Here is a 435-nt window from a genome sequence, read left to right as displayed (position 1 = left end):
TCGATACAATCATCACCCAGATACTGTGTTTGTTTTCTTTTCTCTTTCGATAGATTTTTTATCCTTTGCAAAGAACAAAAAATCAAAACAAACTCATTGTCTTTGTTTGTTGATTTCGGCTTTCCAATTTTTTAAAGATCGATGCGTTGATATTTCACTTCGCAAATCAAAAGAAGCTGCTAAGTATAGCAGGCTTCCTTTGATTTGTAAAGTTCTTGGTGGAGGCAAACGGGATCGAACCGATGACCCCCTGCTTGCAAAGCAGGTGCTCTACCAACGGAGCTATGCCCCCGTTCTTGGTGGGTCTGGGAGGACTTGAACCTCCGACCCCACGCTTATCAAGCGTGTGCTCTAACCAGCTGAGCTACAAACCCGGATTCTCTGCTTAAGCGAATCTTGTCTTCACTCAAGCTTTTCTCTTCCGCATCTTTATAC

General features: G+C 43.0%; 2 tRNA genes. Both read right to left on the bottom strand.

Annotated elements, in window-relative coordinates:
• Positions 1–216 precede the first annotated feature (216 nt).
• Positions 217–292, bottom strand: a tRNA-Ala gene (locus tag ACTHTU_RS11380).
• A 5-nt stretch (positions 293–297) separates the two neighbouring features.
• Positions 298–374, bottom strand: a tRNA-Ile gene (locus ACTHTU_RS11375).
• Between the last annotated feature and the right edge of the window lie 61 nt (positions 375–435).

Origin of the sequence: Neisseria sp. P0020.S005 (genome assembly GCF_051957055.1) — a bacterium.
Classification (GTDB): domain Bacteria; phylum Pseudomonadota; class Gammaproteobacteria; order Burkholderiales; family Neisseriaceae; genus Neisseria; species Neisseria subflava_A.
This window is presented reverse-complemented; position numbering and strand designations above follow the sequence as displayed.